At 56.0% G+C, this 24,025-nt stretch carries 23 protein-coding genes; 8 read left to right on the top strand and 15 right to left on the bottom strand.

What is annotated here, in order from left to right; translation table 11 throughout:
• Positions 1-9: 9 nt before the first annotated feature.
• The 3 genes from rstB to rstA form a co-directional block, all read right to left on the bottom strand.
• Entirely contained in the window at positions 10-1,308 is a 1,299-nt protein-coding gene (rstB, locus tag N037_RS00475) for a two-component system sensor histidine kinase RstB (RefSeq protein ID WP_023335469.1), read from the bottom strand.
• Between the two features lie 75 nt (positions 1,309-1,383).
• The gene (locus N037_RS00470) at positions 1,384-1,644 is read right to left on the bottom strand and encodes a hypothetical protein (protein ID WP_032638231.1); all 261 of its coding nucleotides are present in this window, start codon (positions 1,642-1,644) and stop codon (positions 1,384-1,386) included.
• 251 nt (positions 1,645-1,895) lie between these two features.
• Positions 1,896-2,612 carry a two-component system response regulator RstA gene (gene rstA, locus N037_RS00465; RefSeq protein ID WP_032639102.1) on the bottom strand — a complete coding sequence of 239 codons (717 nt, stop codon included), beginning with the start codon at positions 2,610-2,612 and terminating at the stop codon, positions 1,896-1,898.
• Between the two features lie 128 nt (positions 2,613-2,740).
• Between rstA and N037_RS00460 the strand changes: the two genes are divergently transcribed.
• A complete protein-coding gene (locus tag N037_RS00460) occupies positions 2,741-3,076 on the top strand; it encodes a GlpM family protein (RefSeq protein ID WP_032638230.1) in 336 nt (111 codons plus the stop codon).
• Here N037_RS00460 and folM read toward each other — a convergent pair.
• From folM to ydgH, 3 genes are all read right to left on the bottom strand, one after another.
• A complete protein-coding gene (gene folM / locus N037_RS00455) occupies positions 3,073-3,795 on the bottom strand; it encodes a dihydromonapterin reductase (RefSeq protein WP_023335473.1) in 723 nt (240 codons plus the stop codon). The genes N037_RS00460 and folM overlap by 4 nt on opposite strands.
• A 39-nt stretch (positions 3,796-3,834) precedes the next feature.
• On the bottom strand, positions 3,835-5,217 hold the full coding sequence (locus tag N037_RS00450) for an amino acid permease (protein ID WP_023335474.1): 1,383 nt from the start codon (positions 5,215-5,217) through the stop codon (positions 3,835-3,837).
• Between the two features lie 184 nt (positions 5,218-5,401).
• Positions 5,402-6,346: a DUF1471 family protein YdgH gene (ydgH, locus tag N037_RS00445; RefSeq protein WP_023335475.1), complete on the bottom strand. Its 945-nt coding sequence runs from the start codon at positions 6,344-6,346 to the stop codon at positions 5,402-5,404.
• A gap of 535 nt (positions 6,347-6,881) precedes the next feature.
• Between ydgH and pntA the strand changes: the two genes are divergently transcribed.
• Both pntA and pntB read left to right on the top strand, forming a co-directional pair.
• Positions 6,882-8,411 carry a Re/Si-specific NAD(P)(+) transhydrogenase subunit alpha gene (pntA, locus tag N037_RS00440; protein ID WP_023335476.1) on the top strand — a complete coding sequence of 510 codons (1,530 nt, stop codon included), beginning with the start codon at positions 6,882-6,884 and terminating at the stop codon, positions 8,409-8,411.
• A gap of 10 nt (positions 8,412-8,421) precedes the next feature.
• Positions 8,422-9,810 carry a Re/Si-specific NAD(P)(+) transhydrogenase subunit beta gene (gene pntB / locus N037_RS00435; protein ID WP_024909329.1) on the top strand — a complete coding sequence of 463 codons (1,389 nt, stop codon included), beginning with the start codon at positions 8,422-8,424 and terminating at the stop codon, positions 9,808-9,810.
• 122 nt (positions 9,811-9,932) lie between these two features.
• Here pntB and uspE read toward each other — a convergent pair whose 3' ends face one another.
• The 7 genes from uspE to N037_RS00400 all read right to left on the bottom strand — a co-directional run bounded on the left by uspE (position 9,933) and on the right by N037_RS00400 (position 17,106).
• Positions 9,933-10,883: a universal stress protein UspE gene (gene uspE, locus N037_RS00430; protein ID WP_023335478.1), complete on the bottom strand. Its 951-nt coding sequence runs from the start codon at positions 10,881-10,883 to the stop codon at positions 9,933-9,935.
• Positions 10,884-10,992: 109 nt separating this feature from the next.
• Entirely contained in the window at positions 10,993-11,175 is a 183-nt protein-coding gene (locus N037_RS00425) for a hypothetical protein (RefSeq protein WP_014883604.1), read from the bottom strand.
• A gap of 145 nt (positions 11,176-11,320) precedes the next feature.
• Positions 11,321-12,073, bottom strand: a complete 753-nt coding sequence (fnr, locus tag N037_RS00420; RefSeq protein ID WP_006174991.1) for a fumarate/nitrate reduction transcriptional regulator Fnr — start codon at positions 12,071-12,073, stop codon at positions 11,321-11,323.
• A 183-nt stretch (positions 12,074-12,256) separates the two neighbouring features.
• Complete coding sequence (gene ogt, locus N037_RS00415) at positions 12,257-12,772, bottom strand: methylated-DNA--[protein]-cysteine S-methyltransferase (protein ID WP_032638229.1); 516 nt, start codon at positions 12,770-12,772, stop codon at positions 12,257-12,259.
• Between the two features lie 10 nt (positions 12,773-12,782).
• Positions 12,783-14,309, bottom strand: a complete 1,527-nt coding sequence (gene abgT, locus N037_RS00410; protein ID WP_029740288.1) for a p-aminobenzoyl-glutamate transporter — start codon at positions 14,307-14,309, stop codon at positions 12,783-12,785.
• Positions 14,310-14,350: 41 nt separating this feature from the next.
• Positions 14,351-15,796: a M20 family metallopeptidase gene (locus tag N037_RS00405; protein WP_032638228.1), complete on the bottom strand. Its 1,446-nt coding sequence runs from the start codon at positions 15,794-15,796 to the stop codon at positions 14,351-14,353.
• Positions 15,796-17,106 carry a M20 family metallo-hydrolase gene (locus N037_RS00400; RefSeq protein WP_023335482.1) on the bottom strand — a complete coding sequence of 437 codons (1,311 nt, stop codon included), beginning with the start codon at positions 17,104-17,106 and terminating at the stop codon, positions 15,796-15,798. Before N037_RS00400 ends, N037_RS00405 begins: the two co-directional genes overlap by 1 nt.
• A 175-nt stretch (positions 17,107-17,281) precedes the next feature.
• Here N037_RS00400 and N037_RS00395 point away from each other — a divergent pair, with 175 nt between their 5' ends.
• A complete protein-coding gene (locus N037_RS00395; protein ID WP_023335483.1) occupies positions 17,282-18,193 on the top strand; it encodes a LysR family transcriptional regulator in 912 nt (303 codons plus the stop codon).
• A gap of 354 nt (positions 18,194-18,547) precedes the next feature.
• Positions 18,548-19,111, top strand: coding sequence for a DNA endonuclease SmrA (gene smrA / locus N037_RS00390; RefSeq protein WP_032638227.1), 564 nt, complete (start codon positions 18,548-18,550; stop codon positions 19,109-19,111).
• A gap of 27 nt (positions 19,112-19,138) precedes the next feature.
• Here smrA and tcp read toward each other — a convergent pair whose 3' ends face one another.
• Entirely contained in the window at positions 19,139-20,800 is a 1,662-nt protein-coding gene (gene tcp, locus N037_RS00385; RefSeq protein WP_032638226.1) for a methyl-accepting chemotaxis citrate transducer, read from the bottom strand.
• A 143-nt stretch (positions 20,801-20,943) separates the two neighbouring features.
• On the opposite strand from tcp, the gene N037_RS00380 reads away from it, so the two are divergent.
• Entirely contained in the window at positions 20,944-21,810 is an 867-nt protein-coding gene (locus tag N037_RS00380) for an aldo/keto reductase family oxidoreductase (protein WP_023335486.1), read from the top strand.
• A 45-nt stretch (positions 21,811-21,855) separates the two neighbouring features.
• Here N037_RS00380 and N037_RS00375 read toward each other — a convergent pair whose 3' ends face one another.
• A complete protein-coding gene (locus N037_RS00375) occupies positions 21,856-22,056 on the bottom strand; it encodes a hypothetical protein (RefSeq protein ID WP_023335487.1) in 201 nt (66 codons plus the stop codon).
• 288 nt (positions 22,057-22,344) lie between these two features.
• Between N037_RS00375 and umuD the strand changes: the two genes are divergently transcribed.
• Positions 22,345-22,779 carry a translesion error-prone DNA polymerase V autoproteolytic subunit gene (gene umuD / locus N037_RS00370; RefSeq protein ID WP_023335488.1) on the top strand — a complete coding sequence of 145 codons (435 nt, stop codon included), beginning with the start codon at positions 22,345-22,347 and terminating at the stop codon, positions 22,777-22,779.
• The gene (gene umuC, locus N037_RS00365) at positions 22,763-24,025 is read left to right on the top strand and encodes a translesion error-prone DNA polymerase V subunit UmuC (RefSeq protein WP_023335489.1); all 1,263 of its coding nucleotides are present in this window, start codon (positions 22,763-22,765) and stop codon (positions 24,023-24,025) included. Before umuD ends, umuC begins: the two co-directional genes overlap by 17 nt.

Below are 24,025 nucleotides of genomic sequence, written 5' to 3'. Positions count from 1 at the left end.
CGGTTAAGGTCAGGCAGGGACGGGAAGGGCAATGTTATGGTACACCGGCCAGCTAAAGCAGAAGCGCGCGCCGCCGAGCTCGCTCTCCTCGCAATGCACCGTGCCGCCCATTGCCTGCGCGATAGAGTAGACAATCGCCAGCCCCAGGCCGCATCCTCCGGTGGCGCGGTCGCGGCTAGGGTCGAGCCGGACAAACGGTTCAAACACGGTTTCTCGCGCTTCAGGGGCGATCCCCGGCCCGTCATCCTCCACCGTCAGGCTGGCCTGATTGCCCTGCAAATCCAGTCCGATCTGGAGCGTACTTTCGCTGTAGCGCATGGCGTTGTTCATCAGATTGTCCAGCACGCGCTCCATCAGGCGCATATCGAGCGCGCCGTAATCACCCGGCGTGACCCGCGTTAACAGCGTGCGCTGCGGGTTCACGCTCTGGACATCATCAACGTGGGTTTGCAGCCAGTCAGGCAGGTCCGGCGTACTGAGGTTTAGCTCGTTTTGCGGACGATCGAGGCGCGCGTAGGTCAGCAGCTCCTCAATCAGCGCTTCAAGCTGGCCTATATCGCGGTTCAGGGCCTGAGACTCCGCTTCCGTCAGATTCTCGCTCATCTCCAGACGATAGCGCAGACGAACCAGCGGTGTGCGCAGCTCGTGCGCAATCCCGTCGATCAGCTGCTTCTTACTGGCAATCAGGGCATTGATGTTATCGGCCATCTGGTTAAAGGCCACGCCCAGACGTTCAAAGCTGGAACCGCTGTCGAAGTGAATGCGTTCGGTAAAATGCCCTTCGCCAAAACGCTGCGCGGCGGATTCCAGCTTCAGCATGTCCTGCCAGTGCGGACGCATCCAGATAAAAACCGGGAACGCGAGCGAAATAGCGATAAAGGCCATCAGCGCCATGTCCAGCAGACGCATCTGGTGCAGATAATAGAGATAGGGCACCGGCCCGACGGCCAGCACGTAATGGCTGCGCGGAATACGCTGGATAAAGGTGTATTTCTCATCCATCGCAACGATGTCCCCGTCGCGCAGACGCTGCATGGCGGGCGGATCCAGCTCAAAATCTTTTAACGGCTCGATGCGTAAATCGAACGACAGATTCAGATCCAGCTCTTTGAGGGTTTTCGCCCAGTCGTGCGGTGGGATCTCTCTCAGCTCGCTGCGCATCAGATAGAGCGAGCTTTTCATCAGATCGTCCAGCGACTGCCTGCCCGCACGTTCGGCGGTGAATTTATAGACCAGCCCGACCAGCATGGTCATGACCAGGAAGCAGACAAACAGCAAAAGATAAAACTGCACAAACAGCTTTTTCATTGGATCTCACCGAAGAAACGCTTTGTGCAGAATATACATGAAAACCCGTCGATATTTTCATGTCTGTGAAGCGTGTTACATGGCATTCGCGCTGTTTTTTACCTTGGCGATGAGTGTTTCCGTTACGGCCAGTCCTTCCGCAATGTGCATATCAATCACATCGGTCCCGAATTCGTTAATTAAATCCAGGAGAATTTCGTAAGACTGGATGAGTTCAAGGAGATCAAAGAGCGCTTTCCGATCGGTACGCGAGGGGGAGGGATGGCTAAGCGCGGCCTGATTAACAATCCATTCAAGATTGGTTTTAATGGCCTCTACTTCATAGTAGCTATACATAATGCATGAGCTTAAATCCTCATTTCAAGATTTTATGAGCGATGTTTCGTGAGAGCTTCACGGTGAACAGAAATATGGATGTAGCCGGGGCGGTACGGGCGAAGAAAAGGAAGGAGTAGTTTTAATTATGGAATAGTTCGCGTGCTTAGCAAGTTATTTGTTGCGCAAACGGATAAATAAAGGCGCGAAAGAGGGGGCATCCTCGTGTAATGCCTTCATTTCGCGCAGGTTATGCAAACCCGATAACGGCATCAGGTTTCCCAGGCGTGGGGGGCAAACAGATAACCCTTATTACGCACGGTTTTAATGCGGTAGGGCTCGGTCGCGTTATCCTGCAGCTTTTTACGCAGACGCGAAATCGCCACGTCAACGCTGCGGTCCATGCCGTCATAGCTCACGCCGCGAAGGTTTTTCAGCAGCGCGTCGCGGTCCATGATTTGCCCGGCGTGCGTTGCCAGCTCCCACAGCAGGTCAAAATCAGCGGTGGAGAGGGCGATAAGCTCGCCAGAAAGCAGCACCTGGCGGTTAATGGGGTCAATAGAGAGCGTACCGAAGCGCATCGCTTTGTGGGGCGTCAGCGACGGCGCGGGCGCTTCGCGTTCAACGCTGGCATGCTGGCGTAAGTGGAGGCGCAGGCGTGCAAGCAGGACGGCAGGCGGTGTGGTTTTCAGAATGTAGTCATTGGCCCCCATCTCCAGCGAGAGAATGTGGTTCATATCGCTGTCCAGGGAGGTGAGCAGAACGATAGGGCCGTCCCAGCGGGCGCGCAGGTCACGGCAAAGCGTCATGCCGTCTTTGCCTGGCAACATGATATCCAGCAGCACCAGATCCGGGTTTTCACGGACGACCACCTCTTCGGCACGATCGCCGCGAGGTTCAACAATGACGTCCATATCATGTTTACCCAGATAGGCGGCGATCAGTTGTCCGACTTCGGGTTCGTCTTCAACATAAACAATCTTATTCATACAGCGTCTGTTTTCGTGAAAAAAGCCAACATACACCGCGAAACCTTAACCTTCCATTAATCTTTCAAAATTAACGCCGGTTCCGTTATTCTGGCTCATATTGTGAGTTGATTATTCCAGGGAAAAATATGGGGCTGGCGATCAAAGCCGTGCTGGGCGCGCTGGTGGTATTACTGATTGGCATTCTGGCAAAAACGAAAAACTACTACATTGCCGGGCTTATCCCGCTGTTTCCGACCTTTGCGCTGATTGCTCACTATATTGTGGCTTCCGAACGGGGCACGGAAGCGTTACGTACGACCATCGTGTTTGGCATGTGGTCGATCATTCCGTATTTCCTCTACCTGCTTTCGCTGTGGTACTTCACCGGTTTTCTGCGTCTTCCCCTGGCGCTGAGCGGGGCGGTGGTCTGCTGGGGACTCAGCGCCTGGGTGTTAATTTTCTTCTGGAGCCGCTTTCACTAGCGCAGCGGTCGGCCGCCGTCCACGGCAAAGGTTCTGCCGGTGACGTAGCAACTGGTGAGCAGGTAATCCACAAGGTCGATGACCTCTTTCTCGCCCGGGGCGATTTTCATGAGCGACTTATTCAGCGCCTGCTGGCGATACTCCGCATCATCGTTTTCGTTAAATAAAATCATCGCCGGGGCGATGGCGTTCACCTTCACCTCGGGCGCGAGCTTGCGGGCAAACGAACGCGTCATATTATCCAGTGCGGCTTTACTCGCCGCGTAGGCGATGTGCTTGTCGCTTCCGCGCTCCACCACATAATCGGTGAAGTGAATAATGTCGCCCGCAGCGTGCCCATGACCGCGCAGCAGATCCTGCAGAGCGTGGTTAAGCAGATAAGGCGCATTGACGTGGATCTGCAGCATGGCGGAGAGCGTTTCGCTGAGTGACGTACCGGGTTTTTCGGCACGCCATGCGCTGGCGTTATGGATCACGGCGCGCAGCCCCGTCGTCGTGGATTTCACCTCTTCCGCGAAAGCCAGAATGCCATCATCGGTTGAAAAATCAGCCTGAATGCAGACAGCCCCGGCTTTGCGTAACCCTTCAATCGACGGGTATTCCGTACGGTAGCTGACAATGACCGGATGGCGAAGGTTGAGAAAGTGATGGGCGAGGGCGAGGCCGATACGGCGGCCTCCGCCGGTAATCAGTATTGGGCGAAGCGGTGCATTTCCCATCGTATTCTCCTTTACAGTTCAACAATGGGAAAGGCCATGCTATCCCATTAACATCCAGGTTGCCGGTAGGGCAGCAACCAGTAGCAGTCCAATTAATGCCATCTCACGGCGTTTCAGCGCGTTTTCCAGCTGATGCGTGCGGCGGGCGTAGATAAACACCAGCAGACCCGGTGCGTACAGCACGACCGACAGCAGCAGATGCATAGGCCCGGAAGCATACAACAACCACAGGCCGTAAATACAGGCTCCGACACCCACGACATAATGCGCCGGGCGTGTGGCAATTTTTAACAGATACGCACCCACTAAGAAATAGGGTACCAGAATCATCTCCGAGGCGATGGTCAGCAGGGTGTTATAGTCTGAACCTGTGAGCCAGATCAGCACCAGACAGACCTGAACGCTGATGTTGGTCAGCCAGAGTGATGCCGACGGTGCGCTGTTTTTATTTTGACGGGCAAACAGGCGTGGAAATGCCTTGTGCGTCGCGGCAAGGAACGGCACTTCAGCCGCCATGATGGTCCAGCTCAGGTAAGCGCCGCAGACGGAGACGATCAGCCCTGCGGCAATCACCACATCGCCCCAGGGGCCAAGCATTTTCACCATCAGGCCTGCCATTGACGGGTTACGCATTTCAGCCAGCTCAGGACGCGCCACCACGCCCAGCGACAGCAGCGTCACCAGCAGATAGACCCCGAGCGCAGCCAGTACGGCCAGCAGCGTCGCGCGGCCCACATCGCGTTTATTCCGGGCCCGGGCAGAAACCACGACCGCGCCTTCAACACCGATGAACACCCACAGGGTAATCAGCATCGTGTTTTTCACCTGCTCCCAGACGGGAACGCCCAGCGCAACGCCGCTGAAATCAAGCTTGAATACGTCCATACGGAAAGCAATAAAGGCCAGAACGATAAACAGGCCGAGCGGAACCAGTTTCGCCAGCGTCGCCACCAGGTTGATGCTGGCGGCCGTTTGTACGCCGCGTAACACCAGCCAGTGGACGAACCACAGTAACACCGAGGCGCCCACAATAGACTGCCAGGTATTCCCGTCGCCAAAGAGGCGCAGTTCAGGCGTATCGGTAAAGAAACTGAGCGCCGAGAAGACGATCACCAGATAGGAGACGTTGGCGATAACGGCACACAGCCAGTATCCCCACGCGGAACAGAAGCCAATCAGCTCGCCGAAACCTTCACGCGCATAGGTGAAAATGCCGCCGTCCAGGTCCGGGCGAATGCGGGTGAGCAGCAGCATGGCGAAGGCCAGCAGCAGTATGCCAACACCCGTAATGCCCCAGCCAATGATGAGCGCGGAAGGGCTGGCGACGGCCGCCATATTCTGCGGCAAACTGAATACGCCCGCACCCAGCATTGAGCTTAAAACGAGTGCAGTCAGAGCACTCAGGCCAAGTTTCTTTTCCATTGGCTTCCTGTTATGAAAGGTCAAAATCCAGAATAATTATTTCGCTCAGGCGCATAAAAATGGTGGATCACACTAAGGCGCGGGATTTTACGGAGTGTAACGAAAGCATGCAATGACGTGTGGCAGAAATTCAAAAAAAGTAACAAAAAAGGCGGCATTGCGCCGCCTTTCGTAAACGATTTTGTTACTTGTACAGATCGGCGCTGATGGTCACGTTGTTACCACGTTCCTGCCACTGGCGGGTAATGTGGTAGTACTTCGCTCCTTTCTTCGCCGCACGCTTCGCGACCTGATAGGAAACTTCCGTCATGTTGCCGTAGTTGCCGGTAAATTTGATGCTGTCGAACGGCACCATCTGCGCGGCAGTGGCGTTGTTCAGCTCTTCAATTTTGGTACCGTCCGGCAGCGTAACGGAATAACGGCCACCTTTCGTGGACTGTGTTTCAAAGAAACGGCCCACTTCAGCGCTTGGGGCCGCGGTCGTTGCTACGCCTGGAATTTCAACTTTCTTCGCTTCTTCGCCGCCTTTCGCTAGCGCCGCGCGACCTGCTTCTGAATTCGCCGGGATAGCATCCGGGCTCTGCAGAACACGTTTTTTCGCATCTTTTTTATAGATGAATGCGGTAATACGCTGGTTGCCACCCTGGTTAGCATCGACCTGACGCACGATGAAGAAAGAGTAGGCCCCTTTCTCTTTCGCGGCTTTAGTGATGGCATCGTTCACCTCAGGCTGGCTGCGATAGAAGCCCTGAACGGTGACGGTGTCGTAAGGTTCCAGCTCGATCGCTTGATCTTTCGGCAGTTCAACAACACCGTTGATCACGCGGTTTTTCGGTGCGTCAGCTTTTGGCGCATTGTCTTTGTACAGCGCAATGGTCACGCGCTGGTTACCGCTGTTGCCGTAATCGGACTGGTCAACGACATAAAACGAGGCCGCCCCGTTTTTATCAGCAGCTTTTGATGCCGCGGCGACGGCGTCGCCAATGGAGTTATAACGACCCACAATGACCGTATGGTCAAAAGGTTTTAACGCTGCCGCTTGCTCCGGCGTTAACTCTGTTGCGGCATTCGCAGACAGGGCGGTCGCGGAAAGAAGTGCGGACGCCAGGAGTGTGTTCTTAAGCTTCATAAAAATGATCCTTCGCCTTGCGCAAACCATGTACTGGTATTGTTGTTAATTTGAGACGGTCCCGATTATTGCATTTAAAACCCGTCGCTGTCTGCGCCATTTTTCACTGCCCGTGCTGACTGAATCACCGAATTCGATAACATTTAGTGATATGTTGAAAAAACAGGCGTTTGACAAGTAAAACTGATAAAGCTTATGACTTTTACAAGTTAATTTAATGTTAATAACTTGTTCTCTTATGGCGCTATATCATGTTTTTACCGCTTCGCTTGCGCGATTTATCGGTTCTGGCAAGGAATTTAAGGTAAATATCACTGTCAGTGACGCCGATCGCTTATTTTTCACAGATAAAGTAAGAAATAGTGTTTTCTGGCGGTAGATCGCGGGCGCTATTTTCAGTAGGTTATAGACAGTTTGTTACTGTTTTATTTTCCGGGGTTAATCATATTTCGTCGCTCGCGTAATGGCGAAAATTGATACAAACCGCGGGCATTTATCGATAAACCATCATCAAAAACCGATGGAAGGGAAAACTATGCGTATTGGGGTACCAAAAGAACGGTTAGCCAATGAAACCCGCGTAGCGGCAACACCGAAAACGGTGGAGCAACTGCTTAAACTGGGTTTTACGGTCGCGGTTGAAAGCGGCGCAGGCAAACTGGCGAGTTTCGATGACGAGGCCTTTATCCAGGCTGGCGCGGAAGTGGTCGACGCTGCTGACGTCTGGCAGTCGCCGGTGATTCTGAAGGTCAACGCACCGGAAGAGAGTGAGATTGCGCTGCTGAATCCGGGGACGACCCTGGTGAGCTTCATCTGGCCTGCACAAAATCCTGAACTGATGGAAAAGCTGGCGGCCCGTGGCGTCACCGTCATGGCGATGGACTCCGTGCCGCGCATTTCGCGCGCCCAGTCGCTGGATGCCTTAAGTTCGATGGCAAACATTGCGGGCTACCGCGCCATCGTTGAAGCGGCCCACGAATTTGGTCGCTTCTTTACCGGTCAGATCACCGCGGCGGGTAAAGTCCCTCCGGCGAAGGTAATGGTGATTGGTGCGGGCGTGGCGGGACTTGCCGCCATCGGTGCGGCAAACAGCCTGGGCGCTATCGTTCGCGCTTTCGATACCCGTCCTGAAGTGAAGGAACAGGTCCAGAGTATGGGCGCCGAATTCCTTGAGCTGGACTTCAAGGAAGAGGCAGGCAGCGGCGACGGTTACGCGAAGGTGATGTCCGAAGCGTTTATCAAAGCCGAAATGGAACTCTTCGCCGCCCAGGCGAAAGATGTCGACATTATTGTCACCACCGCGCTTATCCCGGGTAAACCGGCGCCGAAGCTGATTACCCGTGAGATGGTTGACTCCATGAAGCCGGGCAGCGTGATTGTCGACCTGGCCGCCCAAAACGGCGGTAACTGTGAATATACCGTACCGAATCAGGTGACCACGACCGCTAACGGCGTGAAGGTGATCGGTTATACCGATCTGCCGGGCCGTCTGCCAACGCAGTCTTCTCAGCTCTACGGCACTAACCTGGTCAACCTGCTGAAGCTGCTCTGCAAAGAGAAAGACGGCAACGTCACCGTTGATTTCGACGATGTGGTGGTGCGCGGCGTCACCGTGGTCCGTGAAGGTGAAATTACCTGGCCTGCACCGCCTATTCAGGTTTCTGCTCAGCCTCAGGCGGCAGCGAAGGCGGCACCTGCGCCAAAAGAACCTGCCAAACCGGCTTCTCCGTGGCGCAAATACGCGATCATGGCGCTGGTGATTATTCTGTTCGGCTGGCTGGCTGACGTTGCGCCAAAAGAGTTCCTCGGCCACTTTACCGTCTTCGCGCTCTCCTGCGTCGTAGGTTACTACGTGGTGTGGAACGTCTCCCATGCGCTGCATACGCCGCTGATGTCGGTAACCAACGCCATCTCCGGGATCATCGTGGTGGGGGCGTTACTGCAGATTGGTCACGGCGGCTGGATCAGCTTCCTGAGCTTCATCGCGGTGCTGATCGCCAGTATCAATATTTTCGGTGGTTTCACCGTGACTCAGCGCATGCTGAAAATGTTTCGTAAAGGCTAAGGGGTAGCATATGTCTGGAGGATTAGTGACAGCCGCATACATTGTTGCTGCAATCCTGTTTATTTTCAGTCTGGCGGGGCTTTCCAAACACGAAACGTCTCAGCAGGGTAATAACTTTGGTATCGCCGGGATGGCAATTGCGCTGATTGCCACCATCTTTGGGCCGGACACCGGCAACGTGGCGTGGATCCTGGTGGCGATGATCATCGGCGGCGCGATTGGTATTCGCCTGGCGAAACGCGTTGAAATGACCGAGATGCCGGAGCTGGTTGCCATTCTGCACAGCTTCGTGGGTCTGGCGGCGGTGCTGGTGGGCTTCAACAGCTACCTGTATCACGAACCGGGCCTGGAGCCGATTCTGGTGAACATCCACCTGACGGAAGTGTTCCTCGGCATCTTCATCGGTGCGGTGACCTTCACCGGCTCCATCGTCGCGTTCGGCAAGCTGCGCGGGAAGATCTCCTCTAAGCCGCTGATGCTGCCAAACCGTCACAAGCTGAACCTGGCGGCGCTGGTGGTGTCGTTTGTACTGCTGGTGGTCTTCGTGCGTACTGAAAGCGTCGGTTTGCAGGTGCTGGCGTTGCTGGTCATGACCATCATCGCGCTGGCATTTGGCTGGCACCTGGTGGCGTCCATCGGCGGTGCGGATATGCCGGTGGTTGTCTCGATGCTGAACTCCTACTCCGGTTGGGCGGCGGCGGCGGCGGGCTTTATGCTGAGCAACGACCTGCTGATCGTCACCGGTGCGCTGGTGGGCTCTTCCGGTGCGATCCTGTCTTACATCATGTGTAAGGCGATGAACCGCTCGTTCATCAGCGTTATCGCCGGTGGTTTCGGGACCGATGGGTCTTCTTCCAGTGCGGATGAAGAAGTGGGTGAGCACCGTGAAATTTCTGCGGAAGATACCGCAGACATGCTGAAAAACTCGCATTCCGTGATCATCACCCCGGGCTACGGCATGGCGGTGGCGCAGGCGCAGTATCCGGTGGCGGAAATCACCGAGAAGCTGCGCGCGCGTGGCATCAAGGTTCGCTTTGGTATTCACCCGGTGGCAGGGCGTCTGCCAGGCCACATGAATGTGCTGCTGGCGGAAGCGAAAGTGCCTTACGACATCGTGCTGGAAATGGATGAGATCAACGATGATTTCGCCGACACCGACACCGTGCTGGTCATCGGTGCTAACGATACCGTTAACCCTGCTGCACAGGACGATCCGGGTAGCCCAATCGCCGGTATGCCGGTTCTGGAAGTGTGGAAGGCGCAGAACGTGATTGTGTTTAAACGCTCCATGAATACCGGCTATGCCGGGGTTCAGAACCCGCTGTTCTTCAAAGAGAACACCCACATGCTGTTTGGCGATGCCAAAGCCAGCGTGGATGCGATTCTGAAATCACTCTGACAGGGTAAGGCCCGGTGGCGCAAGCTTACCGGGCCTACCAAACCCGTAGGCCGGGTAAGGCGAAGCCGCCACCCGGCAAAAAAAACCGCCGGTTCCCCGACGGTTTTTTTTCATCCTGCTGGTCAATCGTCTTCCGGATCGTCCAGCTCAACCGGCGTCTGGTACTCATCCGGCTTAATGACCAGCAGGTCGCAGCGCAGATGGTCGATCACCTGTTCGGCGGTATTGCCGAGGAACGCGGCGGAAATACCGGTCCGGCCAATGGTGCCCAGCACCACAATCCCCGCCTGCAGGTGTTCCGCCAGGTCCGGGATCACCTCTTCAGGCAGCCCTTTTTCCACGTGGGTCATTTTCTCATCGATACTGAATTTCTGGCGCAGGGCTTTCATGGCCAGCAGGTGCTGACCGCGGATCGCGTCGTTGTACACGCTCGGGTCAAATTCAGGCAGCTCAATGGCAATGTTAATCGGGGTAACCGGATAGGCGCCCACCAGATGTACTTCAGTATGATTCACCTGATCGGCAAGCTGGATGGTCTCCTTCACCAGCTTCTCGTTCAGCGAATTGTGGTAATCCTCTTCGCTCGCGAGGTTTACCGCCACAACGGCTTTCCCGCCTTCAGGCCACGGCTGGTCTTTCACCATCCAGACCGGGCAAGGGCATTTACGCAGCAGGTGCCAGTCGGTCGGGGTGAAAATCACGGACTCCAGCTTGTCGTGCTGGTGCGCCATCTTCAGCAGCAGGTCGTGCCCACCAGCGACAATTTCCTGGATGATGGCTTCGAAAGGTCGGTTATGCCAGACCACTTTAATATCAATGGGTACACCCGCTTCCAGGTAATACTTCGCCTGTTCACGGATCCACGCGGTACGCTGGCTGATGACGCCCTGACGCATAGCGGTGCGCTCGTCAGGCGACAGAAGGGTGGTCATCTCATAAGAGAAGTCATAGATCGGCAAAAACGCTTTGATTTTGCCACCAATCCGTTGATGTAAATACACAGCACGTCGTAATGCTGGCTGATCGTCCTGATTCGGATCGATAGCTACCAGCATGTTTTGATACTTGGCCATACAGGTCTCCTTACTACTGTCACCACAGTCTGTAATTAAAAGAGTAACCTATATATCCTGAATGAAACAGAGGGGAGGTTTTGCCAGATCAATATTTCATGAAAATTTATCAGAGGAAAAGTACCGTGGTTGTCACCGCGATAAACGCAATAAACAGCAGCACCATCACCGCTATCGCAAAGGTCGTGGAGTCCTGAACGTAGGTTTTTTCCTCCCCCTTCATCGGGCCGACAAGCATGATCCAGATGAAGATAAAGGTCACTGAGGCAATCACGACTGAAACGAAAAACAAACTTTCTCTCAATTCATAACCTCAACGAGAACCTTTCGGGCGCTGTGTGGGGACGTGCTGCGGTGAAAATATGTCGAAACGGAAGTGATTATACCAGACCAATAAATCACAAGAATTTATCAGTCTGGTCATCAACAGGCGGAAGTTACGCCACGTTGCGGGCGTGCCCGGCAAGAACGGCCAGCGCTTCACCGTTTTCGATAGTGATGTATTTACCCTTAACGGCCAGCATTCCGCTTTTCTGGAAACGACCCAGCAGACGGCTGATGGTTTCCACGGTCAGGCCCAGGTAGTTACCGATATCGCCACGCGTCATCGTCAGACGGAATTCACGCGGCGAGAAGCCACGCTCGGCGAAGCGGCGGGAGAGGTTGTAGATAAACGCGGCCAGGCGCTCTTCTGCATTCTTTTTGGAAAGCAGCAGGATCATGTCCTGATCGCCTTTGATCTCACCGCTCATCAGACGCATCATCTGCTGACGCAGGTTAGGCATCTTGCCGGACAGGTCGTCCAGGGTTTCAAACGGGATTTCGCAAACCATTGAGGTTTCGAGTGCCTGAGCAAAGCTCGGGTGATGGCCCGTACCGATGGCATCAAAGCCTACCAGGTCGCCCGCCAGATGGAAGCCGGTGATCTGCTCATCACCCTGTTCGGTGATGGTGTAGCTCTTGATGGTGCCAGAACGGATAGCATAGAGCGATTTCAGTTCGTCTCCCGCTTTAAACAGCGTCTGCCCTTTCTGAATAGGCTTTTTGCGCTCGATGATATTATCAAGCTGATCGAGTTCATGCTCATTCAGGGTAAACGGGATACAGAGCTGGCTGATGCTGCAATCCTGGCAATGGATAGCACAACCGCCAGACTGAATGCGTCGTATAATTCGCTTTTCCGGGATCATAGGTTTGCTCAAGCCTTAATTGATATTGGTCAATTTTAACATCTTTTTGGTAAGTACGTAAGCCTGACAAACCCTCAATAAAGACAAGAGACGGCAATGTGTCGCCATCTTCTTGAAATTCCACAGCTTGATTATGGATTTTTAGCCTAACCAGTAGAAAATTAAGCACAAAAAGCCTGGGAACTAGAGCAGGAGATACCCTTCGTGACGCAGCAACCACTCTTTTCGCTGCACGCCGCCGGCATAGCCGGTCAGGGTACCGTTGCGGCCAATGACGCGATGGCAGGGCACCACGATGCTGACCGGGTTAGAGCCGTTCGCGGCACCCACCGCGCGTGCTGCCCCTGCGCGGCCTAGCTGCTCCGCGAGCTGGCCGTAATGCATGACCTGCCCGCACGGTATTGACCGCAGGGCCTGCCACACTTCGCGCTGAAAAGGCGTGCCTGCCGTGGCGGTCGGCAGAGTATCGATGATGCTGAGATCGCCTTCGAAGTAGGCCGCCAGCTTGTCGCTCAGTCCGCCCGGGTTGGTGGCGCGGATACGTTCATACCCCTGGGAGCGGTAGTGAATAGCGAGCAGTTCTTCCATGCGGTCGCTGTGCTCTTCCCACTCAACGGCGCGCAGGCAAAACTCCTCGTCCGCGATCACCCACAGCGGCCCGAGCGGCGTCGCAATCTTATCTTCGAGTAATCTCAGCATCCTCATTCCTTTAGTTCAGCCTCGGGTATATTCCCGGTCCAATCGGCAGGCCGACAAGATACCACGCCACCAGCATCACCAGCCATACCCCTAAAAAGATAAGCGGATAAGGCAAGACGAGCGAATAGTAGGTACCCAGTTTGGCCTCCGGTTTATAGCGCTGCAGGAAGCCTAAAAACAGCGGCACAAACGGTGAAACCGGTGCCAGCGGAATCACCGAGGAGTCCGCAATGCGGAACAGGATCTGGGCAAACGCCGGATGGAACCCCAGCATCATAAACATCGGCACGAAGATCGGGGCCAGAATCGACCAGATGGCGGAGCCGCTGGCGATAAACATGCACAGCAGGGATGACAGCAGCGCCAGGCCGACAAACGCCGGCACGCCGCTTAGCCCGGCCGCCTCCAGCGCGTCGGTCAGGCCCACGGCCATAAACTTGCCCATGTTGCTCCAGTTAAACATCGCCACAAACTGCGCCAGCGGGAACACCATCACGATAAAGCCCGCCATCTCTTTCATCGGCTCGATCATCAGCTGGGGCAGATCGCCCTGACGGCGGATTTTGCCGGTAGCGATACCGTAGGCGAGCGAAACGACAAAGAAGAAGAGGATAATCAGCGGCACGATGCCCTGAATAAACGGCGACGGCAGGACGGTATGTTTAACCGGATCGCGCAATATGCCGTTTTCCGGCACCACCATCAGCGCCACCAGCGCGATAAAGGCCAGCGAGACCACGCCCGCCACGCGCAGGCCGAAGCGCTGCTCTTTGCTCAGGGTTTCCAGCTTTTCATCGCTACGGCCTTCCCATTTACCCAGGCGCGGCTCGATGATCTTATCGGTAATCAGCCCGCCGACAATCGTCAGGACAATGACCGAGCTGGCCATAAAGTACCAGTTGTCGATTACGCTGACGTGCATTGCCGCATCAATGGTCTTTGCCGCCTCCGTGCTGATGCCGGACAGCAGCACGTCGGTGGTGACGATCAGCAGGTTGGCGGTGAATCCACAGCCCACGCCCGCAATCGCCGACAGCAGGCCCGCCACGGGGTGACGCCCGACGGCGAGGAAGATCAGCGCCCCCATCGGCGGCATGATCACCAGCGCGGCGTCGGAGGAGATATGGCTGAAGAAGGCGATAAACAGCACCATATAGCTCGCGTAACGCGCGCTGACGTGAGAAGCCATCTTTACCATTAATGCGGGCAGCAAGCCCACGCGTTCAGCCAGTCCGGCGCCCAGCACCAGTGCCAGAATGGCGCCCAGCGGGGCAAAACCGCTGAAGTTTTTGATGACGTTCGGCAAAAACCAGTGCAGCCCGTCAACGCTGAGCAGGTTCTTTACCGCCACCAGGCTGCCGTCAGCCGGGCTGCGCACGCTCACGTCAAAGGCGGAGAGCACGGCGGTGGCAACCATTAAAATCACAATCAGATAGATAAACAGCAGGAAAGGGTGCGGCACTTTATTGCCGATCCTTTCAACCCAGCCATAGAGCTTACCGGATGGGGAATGCGAAGGTATGGATGACATACTCATGGGCGTTCCTCGGGAGTGTTGTGTTGTTGTGTTGTGTTTTTTTATTTTAAAGGTGACGGTGTCACGCCCTGTGGGATCGGACACACGTACGGTTTTTCATGTAATTGTTGTTCGAACTCTTCACGGCATTTTTCCAGCAGCGCTGCGTCCTGGAGCAGATTGAGCGCGGTCGCGCCCATCACTTTTCCAGCCAGCAGCATGCCTTTGTGGGCAATGGAGGTACGCCCCTGCGCCACCAGCTGCCAGGTGTGCAGCGGCGTGCCGACGGTAAAGCAGGGGCTGAAGCACTGGGCGACCGGCATTTTCCAGCTGACGTCGCCCACGTCCGTGGAACCCGCAAGCACGTTGTCGGTGATGGCATAGGGCGCGACTTCATCCACCAGCAGCGTCTCCTGATGACGACGGGAAAAGGCTTTACCCGCATCACCGCCCGTCGCGGCAATATTTTTCAGGCTGTTCTGCAGATCGTTGGGCGTCAGGGTGGCGCGGATCTCGCGGGCAAAGGCGCGTTCTTCCTCCGTCCAGAGCGGCGTGCCGTAGTGCTGCAGGGCGCGATACATCGCCGCCTCGAGCGTGCGGTTCGGCAGGTAGCTTGAGCAGGCTTTGTCAAAGCGGCACTCGACGGTGGTTTCGGTCATCAGCGCCGCGCCCTGGGCGATTTTTTCGATGTGTTCGTAGATCTGCTGCGCATCGGCCATCTCCGGGGCGCGGATCAGATACAGCACCTCGGCCTGCGCTTGCACCACGTTGGGCGAAATCCCTCCGGTGTCGGTAATGGCGTAATGGACGCGCGCTTTCTCGATAATGTGTTCGTTGAGGAAGTTGGTGCCGGTGGTCATCAGCGTCACGGCGTCCAGCGCGCTGCGTCCCAGATGGGGGGAGTTGGCCGCGTGTGCCGCCACGCCGTGAAAACGCCAGGCGGCCTGAATATTCGCCAGCGTGCTGACGTTAAACATCCCGGCGAAGGCTTCCGGGTGCCAGGTGACGGCGGCATCGACGTCATCAAACAGGCCTTCGCGCACCATAAAGGTTTTCCCGGAGCCGCCTTCCTCGCCGGGGCAGCCGTAAAAACGCACCGTTCCGCTACCGCCGTGCTGTTCCAGCCAGCTTTTCACCGCTACCGCCCCCGCCAGCGCCGCGGTGCCTAAGAGGTTATGCCCGCAGCCGTGGCCGTTAGCTCCCGGCGTGGCCGATTGCGCCGTCGCGCAGTGCGCCTGCTGGCTTAGCCCGGCCAGCGCGTCGTATTCGCCCAGCAGGGCGATGACCGGTTTCCCGCTGCCGAAGCTGGCGATAAAGGCATTGGGGATGCCGCCGGCCTCGCGCGTCAGCGTGAAGCCCTCGGCCTCCAGCTCGCTGGCCAGCCGTTCGGCAGACCAGAACTCTTCAAAGCGGGTTTCAGGACGATCCCAGATCGCGTCGGCAATGTCGGTTAACGTGCGACATCGCGTGTCGATCGCATCGGCAATAAAAGCGTAGTTCTCCTGCATTACACACCTCGCGTCCACGGGAAATTGAGCGCAGTTCGCGCCAGCGTTTCAATGGCGATGGTCATGACCTGCTCATCGAAGTCGAATTTTTCGTTGTGATGTCCGGCGCTCAAATCCGTGCCGAACACCATATAGGACGCCATGCCGCCGTTCTGCTGCACGCGGGCCATCATCAGCGTGGCGTCTTCGGAGCCTGCTGGCGCCTTCACCTTATCGATGGCGTGAACAACCCCGGAAACCTGGCTCGCCTGTTCGCGCAGATAATCAACCCACGCCGGTGTCGGCGCGCTGGACGTTGCGGCACCCATCAGGCGTATCTCGGCGCGCACGCCGTAGAGCGCCGCTGCGCCGGTAATGACCGCCTGCGCGCGCTCAAAGACGTACTGATTAATCGCTTCGCTTTCACCGCGGGTTTCAACCTTTATCAGGGCATTCGCAGGCACCACGTTGCGTCCGCTGCCCGCCTGCATCACCCCGACGTTCACCCGGGAGGCGCCTTCGCTGTGCGGGGCGATGCTGTGCAGGGCGAGGGCGGCCTGCGCGGCGGCGAGCAGGGCGTTACGTCCGTCCTCCGGTTTCCCGCCCGCGTGTGCGGCCACGCCGGTAAAGTTCACGTCGAACTTGGTGGTCGCCATAAAGTTATCGCTGCCGCAAATTACCGTTCCGGCAGGGACGCCGGTACCGATATGGATGGCGGTGAAATAGTCCACGTTGTCCAGCGCCCCGGCGGCAACCATGGCGCGCGCGCCGCGGGTCCCTTCTTCGGCAGGCTGGAAGATCAGCTTGAGGGTGCCGCTGAGCTGTGCTTCATTCTCTTTAAGTACCCGCGCCAGCCCCAGACCAATCGTGGTGTGACCGTCGTGCGCGCAGGCGTGCATCATTCCCGGATTGCAGGAGGCAAAACCGTCGCGAAACGGGCGATGGCTTTCATCCAGCGCTTCGCTTAAATCAAGAGCATCCATGTCGACGCGAAACGCCAGGGTCGGTCCTGGACGCCCGGTATTGAGGGTGGCGACAATGCCGGTAAACCCGCCTTCAAACGGCGCCAGCCATTTCTCAGGCGCGCCCTGCGCCCGCGCGCGGGCAAACTCTTGCGCCAGGGTTGCGGCATCGGGCAACCCCATCCGGCTTTCGGCATCCACCACGTCGCGACCCATCGCCAGTTCGTAACCCAGCGAGTCGAGGATTTCCGCGACCTTCGCCGCGGTACGAAACTCTACCCAGCCGGATTCCGCAAAATGGTGAAAATCACGACGCCATGCGCTCAGCTGCGGCGATAGCGTCTGGATGTACTGCGCCAGTGTGTCCATATCTGTTCCTGTCATCATTAAAATATGTGAACTGCTTCACGCTGTGATAGTTTTTACTTATCACTAACCGATTTTTCACAGTTTTAACCGTTCAGGAATTACCCTCGCACATCCCTTTCCATTAAAGTAGATGACAGTTTCTTTACTCTGATAAACAACGGTTATCGGTCGGGCTATGACATTCCAGATTAAATTTCATCAAATTCGGGCGTTTGTTGAGGTTGCACGTCAGGGCAGCATTCGCGGTGCCAGCAGAACGCTGAATCTTTCCCAGCCGGCGCTGACCAAATCCATCAAAGAGCTGGAGGAGGGCATGGCGGCGCAGCTTTTCGTGCGCAGGAGTAAGGGCGTCGCGTTGACCGAATGTGGAGAGGGCTTTTACCAGCGCGCCCGGTTGATTCTGGAAGAGCTGCGCGCGGCGCAGGATGATATCCGTCAGCGGCAGGGTGAGCTGGCCGGGCAGATCAACATCGGGATGGGGGCCAGCGTTTCACGCACGCTTATGCCCGCCGTCATTACCCGCTTTCACGCGCAACATCCGCAGGTCAAGGTGCGGATTATGGAAGGGCAGCTGGTGTCGATGATCAATGAATTACGCCAGGGCGAACTGGACTTCACCATCAACACCTATTATCAGGGGCCTTACGACCAGGAGTTTACGTTTGAAAAACTCTTCGAAAAACCGTTTGCGGTATTTTGTCGTGAAGGGCATCCGGCAATGGGGGCAACGTCAATTAATGAACTTCTGCATTTTAACTGGACAATGCCGACGCCGCGGGGAAGCTATTACAAGCAATTAGAAGAGGTATTTAGCGATCGTTCGCAAATACCGCGAATTGGCGTGGTTTGCGAAACATTTTCTTCCTGTATTAGCCTCGTCGCGCAAAGCGATTTTTTAAGCATACTGCCGCAGGAGCTAGGCTGTGACCCGCTGCTGGCGCACCGCCTGGTTATGCTGCCGGTAGTCGAATCGCTTCCTAAAGCGACCTATTATTTAATTCAGCGCCGTGATTCACGTCAGACGCCCCTTGCTGAGTCATTAATTACGCAATTCAGAAGGGAAGCGAGAAAAATAGTCGTCGCGTGAAATGCCTATTAAAAAAACAGGATCTGCCCGACATCAGACAGACCCTATAGTACACACAGCAGTACGTCCTTTCGCCAATCCTGAGTATTATATCCATGAGGCAGGTATATTTAGGTATAACACCTTTCCCGAAAAAGGAAAGGGGGTTGAGTGTTTGATTTTACGAAAATTTAACACAAATCACTTATTTTATCTTTGCTGAAATTTTAGTTAAGTCATGTTTAAGTTCATTTTATAAATACTATATATATTCATCGGGTTAATATTTATGGCGCACGACGGCGTACAGCGATGATTGAGGCCTGCCTCAGGCGCAGGTATAGTACCGTCCTCAGCTGTAGCCGGAGGATGCCCATGAACCCTGACGACAAATCCTTTTTTCTTGACGCCATGGAAGATGTCCAGCCCCTGAAGCGCTGCGCGGATATTCACTGGCAGCCCAGCCGCAATACGCGGGCGCGCGAAGAGGTGGATAATGAACAGCTGGATAACTTCCTGACGCTGGACTTTCTTGACGTTCTGCCCCTGGAAGAACCGCTGGCTTTCCAGCGCGAAGGGGTGCAGCAGGGCGTGATGGATAAGCTGCGCACGGGGAAATATGCCCGCCAGGCCAGCTTAAACCTCTTACGCCAGCCTGCAGAGCGCTGCCGTCAGATGCTCTATTCTTTTATTCGCCAGGCCGGGCGCGACGGGTTACGTAACCTGATTATCATCCACGGGAAAGGGCGCGAGCAGAACTCGCATCCTAACGTGGTGCGCAGCTATCTGGCGCGCTGGTTAACCGAGTTCGAGGAAGTGCAGGCTTTTTGCGTGGCGCTGCCGCATCACGGCGGCAGCGGGGCTTGTTATGTTTCCCTGCGAAAATCCGATGAAGCAAAACAGGAAAACTGGGAGCGTCACGCCAAGCGCAGCCGCTAGCGGGCGATATCCTCGCCCGCCTGAGACTCAGAACGTTTCCCAGTTGCTGTCGGTAGAGGCGGTTGCCGTGGCCGGACGCAGCAGCTGTGGCGTTTTCAGATTGGCCGGGCGTGGAGCGACCGCTTTTTCTTTGCCGTTCAGACGAAACGCGGCCACCGCCTGGCGCAGCTGCTCGGACTGATCTTCCAGTGCCGCCGCCGCCGTGGCGGACTCCTGCACCAGCGCGGCGTTTTGCTGCGTCACGCTGTCCATCTGCGAAACGGCCAGGCTCACCTGCTCAATGCCGCGGCTCTGCTCGTCAGAGGCTGATGAAATCTCACCCATGATATCGGTCACGCGGGTGACGGCGGCGACAATTTCCTTCATGGTGGTGCCGGCCTCGCTGACCTGCTCAGAACCGGTATTCACCCGGCTGACGGAGTTCTCGATAAGCCCTTTGATCTCTTTCGCCGCCTGCGCGCTGCGGCTCGCCAGCGTACGAACTTCGCCTGCAACAACCGCAAAACCACGCCCCTGTTCCCCGGCGCGTGCCGCTTCCACCGCGGCGTTAAGCGCCAGAATGTTGGTCTGGAACGCGATGCTGTCAATCACGCCGGTAATATGCGCAATTTGCTGCGAGCTGTCGGCGATTTCGTTCATGGTGCGAACCACGTTATCCACGACGTGACCGCCGCGCGCGGCCGTCTCAGAGGCGTTTTTCGCCAGCAGCGTGGCCTGACGGGCGTTATCGGAGTTCTGTTTAACCGTTGCGGTCAGTTCCTCCATGCTGGCGGCGGTCTCTTCGAGCGAGGCGGCCTGCTGCTCTGTACGGGCGGACAGATCGTTGCTCCCTGCGGCAATTTCGCCTGCGCCGGTGTAGATGGAATCGGTACTTCCACGTACGGCGCTGACGGTGGTCACCAGCGACTGCTGCATCTCGTGCAGGCCGGCGGCCAGCTGACCCATCTCATTGCGACCAGAGATGGCGATATCCTGCGTCAGGTCGCCCCCTGCAATGGCGCGAATATGGTTCATAATGGAGTGGAGTGGTTTCAACAGCAGGTGCTGTAAACCCTGCCAGATGACCACCAGAACCGCGATAACGGCCAGCAGAATCGCCGCCAGGGTCCACTGCATCTGCGTGAAGCTGCTCTGGTTCTCTTCGGTTGCGGCCTTCAGCAGGGTGTTGTTTTCGGCGCGCCAGCGGTTATAGACCGCTTCCATCTCGTCCTGCGCCTGCTGGGCGTCCAGATCGCCATAGGCCTGATAGTTGTCGGCACGCAGATACTCAATCGATAAGCGCATCACTTCGTGCATCTGGTTCCAGGATTTCTGCATCTCGTCGGTTAATGCCGCCTCCTGGCCGTTAACCTGCGGCAGTTTCTGCCACTCTTTGTTATAGGCTTCGGCTTTTGCCAGCGAGTCGGCTGCGGTGCCAAGCAGTTTATTGATCGCCGCAAGGGAAGCCGGGTCGCGCTGGTTTTTCAGATAGCGGATCGCCACGCGGGTGACGGTGACGCGCGTTTTCACCAGCGTGTTCACGCTGTCGCTCAGGCTTTCCTGCTGGGCATTGAGCACGCCGGAATTCTGGAAGTTATGGCGGTCGTTGCTGACGGCAGAGTAGAACAACCCTCCCGTGACAACTTGCAACAGACAGAATATGGTGAGGGCAAAGATAATACCGGTAATCACGTGCAGATTTTTCAGCATAGCGGTCGTCCGTTAGAGAAGATGCAGGGGTACTTCATTACTATCGTCGTAGAGAATTTAAACTTTAATTAACTCGCGCTTAACTAATGGTTCTGCGAGGGAACCTGTTGTAAATCCGGATCATTTTTATGAGGAAGGTTAACATGAGCAGCATTGATAAAAGCGGGACGTACGCGCTCGGAACGCGGACGGTTAAAAGACTGGGCTACGGTGCGATGCAGCTCGCCGGGCCGGGCGTCTTTGGTCCACCGAAGGATAAGCAAGCCGCGCTGGACGTGCTGCGCGAAGCGGTGGCGGCAGGGGTGAACCACATTGATACCAGTGATTTTTATGGTCCTCATGTCACTAACCAGTTGATCCGCGAGGCGCTTCACCCGTACCGGGACGATCTGACGCTCGTCACCAAGATTGGTGCCCGCCGCAACGACAAAGGTGCCTGGCTGCCGGCCTTTTCCGCGCAGGAACTGACTCAGGCGGTGCACGACAACCTGCGTAATCTGCAGCTTGACGTGCTGGACGTGGTGAATCTGCGGATCATGTTTAGCGCACACGGGCCGGCGGAAGGGTCGATTGCTGAACCGCTCTCCACCCTGGCCGAATTACAGCAGCAGGGGCTGGTGCGTCATATTGGCCTGAGCAACGTCACGGCCACCCAGGTTGCGGAAGCCCAGAAGCTGGTACCGGTGGTGTGCGTGCAGAACATGTACAATATTGTGAACCGGGGTGACGACGCGCTGGTGGATCTGCTGGCGCAGCAGGGCATTGCTTATGTGCCGTTCTTCCCGCTGGGTGGCTTTACGCCACTGCAATCTTCCGGGCTGAAGGCTGTCGCGGATTCACTGGGCGCGACGCCAATGCAGGTAGCGCTGGCATGGCTGCTGCAACGTTCCCCGAATATTCTGCTGATCCCGGGCACCTCTTCCGTGGCGCATCTGCGGCAAAACCTCGCGGCGGCGGATTTGCAGTTACCGCCTGAAGCACTGGAAACGCTGAATTCGCTGATAGATTAAACGTGATACGCGCAAAGCCCGAAGGGGACTTTCGGCTTTGCGCGCTTAGGGTCCTGTCTGACTTTTCTGCCTGTGGAGCGCTAACGCTTCCGCCACAATCTCTTGCTTACTTTTACGCGTCTCAAAGGCGGTGATTCTGATGTACTCCATCAGATCGGGATCGATACGGGCGCTCAGCATCCTGAGATCGGCCTCCTTTGCCAGACCGCGTGCAACACGCTTGTCTGGATAGTCACGGGCTGGCATGGGAAATATTCTCCAGTAAGTCTTGTTAATTCGTGCTGTAAAATATGCTTTTATCTGACTTTAAAGTCAATATGTAGTTAGTACATAGTGATGTTATTTTTTTATAAGTCATAAACAACATGACTTATATATGACTTTCGCTGTCAATCCTGTTAACGGCGGGCGATGTTGCTCAATTAAAACCGCTCAAACTTCAACGCGTTTGGATTCGTCTCCGGAAATGACCTTGATCCTTGTCCACAATCCGTAATACTGTATTTATATACAGTATCTGGCGAGAAAGGCACTATGGACACTCTCTTTTCTTATCACCCAAAACAAATCATTGAATTACCTTTGTTTTTAGAACGTGTTGCCTGTGGGTTTCCCAGCCCGGCGCAGGATTATGTGGAAGATCGTCTCGATCTTAACCGGCTGGCAGTAAGGCACCCCAGTGCGACCTATTTTATCAAGGTGAGTGGAGACTCCATGATTGGGGCGGGGATCGGCGACGGCGATCTGCTGGTGGTCGATCGTTCGTTAAATGCCGAACATGGGGATATTGTCGTGGCGTCGGTCGCCGGTGAGTTTACGGTGAAAGAGCTACAGACCCGTCCGGTTCTGAGACTTCTGCCGCATAATGCCCGTTATCAGCCGATTACCTTTCAGTCCGAAGAGGAGCTGCAGATCTTCGGCGTCGTCACCCACACGCTCAAAACGCATAAACATGTTCGCGCTGGTTGATGTGAACAGCTTCTATGCCTCCTGCGAGCGGGTATTCCGCCCCGATCTGGAGGGGAAACCCATCGTAGTGGTGTCCAATAACGACGGCTGCATTATTTCACTGTCGCGGGAGGCAAAGCAGTTCGGCATAAAAATGGGTGAGCCGTATTTTAAATTCAAAGAAAAGCTCTACCCGTCGCGGGTTTATGTCTTTAGCTCGAACTATGCGCTATATGCCGATCTCAGCAGTCGGGTCATGCAGACGCTGACCGATCTCGCCCCGGCAATAGAGATTTACTCCATTGATGAGGCGTTCGTGAACGTCTCAGGGGTCAGTCACTGCCTGTCACTGGAAGCGTTCGGTCACCAGATGCGCACGCAGGTCTTTAAAAATACGGGCTTAACCGTTGGCGTCGGTATTGCCCCGACCAAAACGCTGGCGAAGCTGGCCAACTATGCGGCGAAACGCTGGGCCAGCACGGGCGGCGTGGTCGATCTCTCAGGCCGCGAACGGCAGCGTAAACTGCTGGCAAAGGTTCCGGTAGAAGAGGTGTGGGGAGTAGGGCGGCGCATCACGAAAAAACTGAACGCGATGGGCATTACCACAGCGCTGGAGCTGGCGGAAGCGTCCTCCTGGGTCATCCGCAAACATTTCAACGTGGTGCTGGAACGTACGGCCCGCGAGCTTCGCGGCGAGCCCTGCCTTGATCTGGAAGAGTTCACCCCCACGAAGCAGCAAATCATCTGTAGCCGTTCGTTTGGACACCGCATTACGCAATATGAAGAGATGCACCAGGCGATTTGCGCCTACGCGGAGCGGGCAGCAGAGAAACTGCGCGGCGAGCATCAATACTGCCGTTTTATCAGCGTGTTTGTGCGCACCAGCCCGCATGCGGACAACGAAATTTATTACGGCAATCAGGCTTCTGTCACCCTGATGACGCCCACCAATGACTCGCGGGATATCATCCGCGCCGCCACAGAGGCGCTGGGGCGTATATGGCTCGACGGGTATCGCTATATGAAAGCCGGGGTCATGCTGGCGGATTTTTTCAGCAGCGGCGTCGCCCAGCTAAACTTGTTTGACGATAACCGTCTGCGCGCCAACAGCGCGGCGCTGATGGAGACGATCGACAGCGTAAATCATTCTGGCAAAGGGAAGATATGGTTTGCCGGGCAGGGTATTGAGAAATCCTGGGCGATGAAGCGTGAGATGCTGTCACCGGCCTATACGACGCGATACGCCGATTTGCCGGTGGCGAAGTAG

Origin of the sequence: Enterobacter sp. EGD-HP1, from assembly GCF_000733275.2 — a bacterium.
Taxonomy (GTDB): domain Bacteria; phylum Pseudomonadota; class Gammaproteobacteria; order Enterobacterales; family Enterobacteriaceae; genus Enterobacter.
This window is presented reverse-complemented; position numbering and strand designations above follow the sequence as displayed.